The sequence below is a fragment of the Streptomyces sp. NRRL B-24572 genome, assembly GCF_002156145.1.
Classification (GTDB): domain Bacteria; phylum Actinomycetota; class Actinomycetes; order Streptomycetales; family Streptomycetaceae; genus Streptomyces; species Streptomyces vietnamensis.
Genome location: NZ_MWIG01000833.1, coordinates 1 through 5,153, shown reverse-complemented (window position 1 = coordinate 5,153; position 5,153 = coordinate 1). Strand labels below are relative to the sequence as shown.

Sequence of the window (5,153 nt, the reverse complement as noted above, 5' to 3'; positions counted from 1 at the left end):
CCGCGGTCGGGCCGTCGCGATCAGGCGCAGGTGAGGATGGGGGCGGCCCAGTCCGCGTGGTCGTAGTTCTTGCCGTCGCCGGCGTCGGCCACCTGGAGGGTGAGCTCGTAGGCGCCGGTGAGCGGGGCGTCGAGGTGGGCGGCGGCCGCGCTGCCGGTCAGGCGGGAGCTCTCGGCCACCTTCACGCCGTCCGCGAACACCCGGAAGACCACCGAGCCGTTGTTGCCGGCCTCGTCGTCGACGCCCACGTCGGTGCTCAGGCCGGTGCACGAGCCGCCCAGGTAGTACGTGACGGTGGCGGCGGCGTGGGTGCCGAGGCCCTTGGTGTACCGCGTACCGCCGATGGTCAGGGTGCGGCCGTCGCCGGCCGCCTGCTCGCCGTTGCTGAGGTCGCGCTCCACCGGGCCCCAGCCGTTGTCGGCACCGGCCCAGGGCAGGTCGCTCAGGGCGTGGCCGCCTGCCGACGGGCCGTCGCCGCAGGCGAGGCGCGCACCCGCCCAGTCGGCGTGGTCGTAGTCCTTGCCGTCGCCGGCGTCGGTGACCACCAGCCGCAGGTCGTTCGTGCCGGTGAGGTCGACGCTGAGGCGTTTCGCGGGATCGCTGCCCCGGAGGACCCCGCTGTCGGCGGCCAGGCTCTGGTCTCGGTACACCTGGAAGACCACGGAACCGTTGTTGCCGGCCTCGTCGTCGACTCCGACGTCGACGGTGAGGTTCCGGCACGTCCCGCCCAGGTGGTAGCGGACCTCGGAGGAGGCATGGGCGCCCAGGCCCTTGGCGTACGCGGTACCGCCGATGGTGAGGGCGTGCCCGTCGCCGGAGCCGCTCTCGCCGTTGCTCCTGTTGCGCTCCACCGGGCCCCAGCCGTTGGTCGCCGAGGTCCACGCCAGGTCGCCGAGCTGGTGCAGTCCGGCGGGCAGCGCGATCGGCGCGCTCGGGGTCACCCGGTACATCACCGTGCCGTGCGGGGGCACCGAGGCGCTGACCGTGCCGGTCGAGGTGGTGGTCTGCCGGGACCACAGGTCCTTGAGGGTGTACGAGGGCGCCCCGCCGATCCCGGCGGCCTCCGCGGTGGTGGTGATGGTCTGGGACTGGCCGGTCTCGTTGGTCAGGGTGATCGCGCGGCTGCCGTCGGCCAGCGGTTTGCTCATGACGACGAGGCCGCCGCCGCTGGACAGCACGGTGCCTTGCACGCCCAGCGGGTCCTGGTCGACCGCGATCACGTCGGTGTTCTTGAGGATCGCCAGCGTCGCCGCACTCGCGGTCCGCAGGTCGCTGCCGACCAGCAGCGGCGCGGACATCTGGGCCCAGAGGCTGAAGTGGGTGCGGTACTCGGTGTCGGTCATGCCGCCGTTGCCGACCTCCAGCATGTCCGGGTCGTTCCAGGCGCCCGGCCGGGCGTACGGGGCGAGCGGCTGGTTGGCGTGCGCGATGCCGATCATGCTGGACCAGGAGTCGGAGATGTCCCCGGTGGTGCGCCAGGAGTTGCCGACGTCCTGCGCCCAGGTCCACGGCTGGTTCTGGCCCCACTCGCAGATGCTGTAGAGGATGGGGCGGCCGGTGGCCTTGAGCGCGTCGCCCATCGCCCGGTAGCGCTGCCGGGCATCGACGAACTGGTTGTTGCAGTTGTCGTACTTGAGGTAGTCGACGCCCCAGGACGCCCACAGGTTGGCGTCCTGCTGCTCGTGGCCGAGTCCGCCGGGGAAGCCGAGGGTGTCGCAGGTCTTGGTGCCGGCGCTGGAGTAGATGCCGAACTTCAGGCCCTTGGCGTGCACGTAGTCGGCCAGTGCCTTGATCCCGTTCGGGAAGCGGACCGGGTCCGGCACCAGGTTGCCGGAGGCGTCGCGGTTCGGCAGGGCCCAGCAGTCGTCGAGGTTGACGTACTGGTAGCCGGCGTCCTTGAGTCCCTGGGAGACGAAGATGTCCGCGATGCCCTTGACCATCGACTCGTTGAACTCGGCCCTGCAGTGGGTGGAGTTCCAGTTGTTGAAGCCCATGGCGGGAGTGCGGGCGAGCGTGTTCTCGACAGCCGCCGCCGGTGGAGCGGCGGCCAGCTGGAGGCCGGCCGCGGCCGTGGCGGCGAGGGCGCCGCCGCCGAACAGCATGGTCAGCGAGGTGGTCACCGCGGTCAGGGCGTGCCTGATCCCGCGTGTGGACGGAGTCAAGTGGGTTCTCCTGTCTGGGAGGTTGCTGAACGGAACTGATCTACGCGGGCAGGCCGACCGCGCGGCCGCGGTTGCGGCGCTGCTGGATCACGACGGCGGCCACCAGCAGCAGCCCCTGGGCGACGTTCTGCCAGAAGGTGTTGATGCCCTGGACAGTGAGTCCGTTCTGCAGGGCGCCGAGCAGGGCGACCGCGAGCAGGGTGCCACCGATGGTGCCCTTGCCGCCCTTGAGGGCACAGCCGCCGAGCGCGGCCGCGGTGATCGACTGGAGTTCCAGTCCCTCGCTGCCGGAGACCGGCTGCCCGGAGCCGGTGCGCGCGGTGAGCAGCACACCGGCGAGGGCGGCGACCGTGCCGGTCAGTGCGTACGCCGAGATCAGGTACTTGTTGAGGTTGATGCCGGCCAGTCGGGCGGCGGTGTCGTTGCCGCCGAGCGCGTAGATGTTGCGGCCGATGTCGGTGTACGTGAGCAGGACGTGCACCGCGGCCGCGACCAGCGCCAGGATCCAGACCATGGTCGGCAGCCCGGCGATCCTCCCCCGGCTGAGGAAGACGAACACCGGGTCGCCGAGGACATAGCCCTGTGCCCGCCCGTCGGAGACGAGTTGGGCGAGTCCCTTGTACGCGGCGAGGCCGGCCAGGGTCGCGATGGTGGGGTTGACCCGGCCGTGGATGATCACCGTGCCGTTGAGCAGGCCGACGGCGGCGCCGGCGAGCAGGGCTGCGCCGATGCCGAGCGGGGCGCTGGAGCCGGTGGCGGTGAAGACCATCGCGCTGACCACGGAGGCGAGGCCGGCCTGGGAGCCGACGGAGATGTCGAGGCCGCCGCAGATGATGACGACGGTCTGCACCACGGCGAGCAGCCCCGCGATGGTGGCCGCCTCTCCGATCACCCGGATGTTGTCCCAGCCGAGGAAATGGGGGTCGAGCGAGCCGAACAGGGCGATCACGACGACGAGGGCGCCGAGGAGGCCGACGTTCTGCCCGCCGATCGAGGCGAGGAGTGCGCGCGGGCCGCGCGGGCGCGGCTCGGGTCCGGTCCCGCGCGACGGGCGCTGGGTGCTCGGGGCGGTGGTGGCGCTCATCGGGCGGCTCCGGTCGCGGTGGTCGTGGTGTCGGTGCCGGCGCCGCCCTGGGGTGCGGCGGTGAGATCGTCTGCCATGGCGAGGGCGAGGATCGCCTCCTCGGAGGCCTCGGAACGGCCGAGTTCGCCGGTGATGCGGCCGTTCTGCAGCACGAGGACGCGGTCGGCGAGGCCGAGGACCTCGGGCAGTTCGGAGGAGATCACCAGGACGGCCACACCCTCGCGGGCCAGGTCTGCGATGATCTGGTAGATCTCCGCCTTGGCACCGATGTCGACGCCGCGGGTGGGCTCGTCGAGGATCAGCAACGCGGGCCTGCGGGCCAGCCATCGGGCCAGCACGACCTTCTGCTGGTTGCCTCCGGACAGGGCGTGGACCTCGGTCTCGACGGAGGGTGCGCGCACCCGCAGGCGGTCGGCGAATTCCTGCGCGAGAGCGCGCTCCCGGGACTTGCTGACGAAGCGTCGGCGGCGCAGTCGGCGGAGGCTGACCAGCGCGGTGTTGTCGCGGATGGTGCGGTGCAGGAACAGGGCCTGGGCCTTGCGCTCCTCCGGGGCCAGGCCGATGCCGGCGGCGACGGCGTCGCGCGGGCTGTGCAGGTCGAGCCGCCTGCCGCCGAGCGTGACAGCACCGGAGCGGATCGGGGTGTCCCCGGCGAGGGCGAGGGCGAGTTCGGAGCGGCCGGCGCCGACGAGTCCGGCCAGGGCGACCACCTCCCCGGCCCGGACCTGGAGCGTGACGTCGTGGACGTCGTCGGTGGTGAGGCCCCGGACGTCGAGCACCACGCGGTCGGTGGCGACCTCCTGCCGGGCGAACAGGCCGGCCAGGTCGCGGCCGACCATCAGACGGACGACCTCCGCCTCGGTGGTGGCGGAGGCGTCGACGACGCCGGCCACCCGGCCGTCGCGCAGGACGGCTATGCGGTCGGCGAGGCGGAAGATCTCCTTCATCCGGTGCGAGACGTAGACGACGGCGACGCCCTCGTCGCGCAGCCGCCCGATCAAGGTGAACAGGGCCTCGGTCTCGTGTTCGGAGAGGGAGGAGGTCGGCTCGTCGAAGGCGATCGCCCGGGGCGGGGCGGCACCGGTGAAGGCGCGCAGGATCTCGACCAACTGGCGCTGGGCGGCGGTCAGTCGGGAGCCGGGCAGGTCTGGGTCGAGGACCTTCTCGAAGCCGAACCGTGCCAGGTCGGCGGTGATCCGCCGGCGCAGCTCGGCCCGGTCGAGACGGCGCCCGGCGCGGCGGGGCAGCGCACCGGCGTACACGTTCTCGGCGACCGAGACGTGCGGGATGATCTCCGGTTCCTGCGGGATGATCCGGATACCGGCCCGGCGCGCGTCGATCGGCGAGGAGAGGGTGAGCGGCGTCCCGTCCAGCAGGACCTGTCCCCGGGTCGGCCGGTGGTCTCCGGTCAGGATGCGCAGGAGGGTGGACTTGCCGGCGCCGTTCTCTCCCATCAGGGCGGTGACCTGGCCGGGCGGGAAGTGCAGGGTGACGTCCTGGAGTGCGTGGACGGCGCCGAAGCGCTTGGAGACGTTCTCGGCGGACAGGCCGGCGGCCGGGGTGGTGGTCATGGGGCCTCACTCACGCGTGGAGGGGCGGGACGGGAGCGCGGGCCGTCAGCTGCAGGAGACGCCGGCGGTCCGCCAGGTGGCGGCGTCGACCATCCGGGTCGGGGCGAACGCCTCCGCGGGGAAGTCCTTGCCGCTCTTGAGGCGGTCGTACATGGTCTGGACGGCGAGGGCGCCGACGTCCTTGCCGTTGATGAACAGCGCGGCCTTCATCCCGGACGGCTTGCCGGACTGCCAGTCCTTGCAGGCGAGGTAGGCGCCGAGGCCGACGCCGATGATGTCGTTCGCGCCGACGCCCGCGTTCTGCAGGGCGGTGACGCCGCCCTGCAGAACGCGGGC

Annotated in this window: 3 protein-coding genes and 1 pseudogene; all 4 read right to left on the bottom strand. The window is 72.3% G+C overall.

What is annotated here, in order from left to right; genetic code table 11:
- Nucleotides 1-20 precede the first annotated feature (20 nt).
- Complete coding sequence (locus tag CCN56_RS36880) at nucleotides 21-2,162, bottom strand: NPCBM/NEW2 domain-containing protein (RefSeq protein ID WP_373412946.1); 2,142 nt, start codon at nucleotides 2,160-2,162, stop codon at nucleotides 21-23.
- 40 nt (nucleotides 2,163-2,202) lie between these two features.
- Nucleotides 2,203-3,246, bottom strand: coding sequence for an ABC transporter permease (locus tag CCN56_RS36875; RefSeq protein ID WP_086832087.1), 1,044 nt, complete (start codon nucleotides 3,244-3,246; stop codon nucleotides 2,203-2,205).
- The gene (locus tag CCN56_RS36870; RefSeq protein WP_086832086.1) at nucleotides 3,243-4,817 is read right to left on the bottom strand and encodes a sugar ABC transporter ATP-binding protein; all 1,575 of its coding nucleotides are present in this window, start codon (nucleotides 4,815-4,817) and stop codon (nucleotides 3,243-3,245) included. The genes CCN56_RS36875 and CCN56_RS36870 overlap by 4 nt, the downstream gene beginning before the upstream one ends.
- A gap of 45 nt (nucleotides 4,818-4,862) precedes the next feature.
- Nucleotides 4,863-5,153, bottom strand: a pseudogene (locus CCN56_RS36865) (sugar ABC transporter substrate-binding protein); the annotation flags it as partial.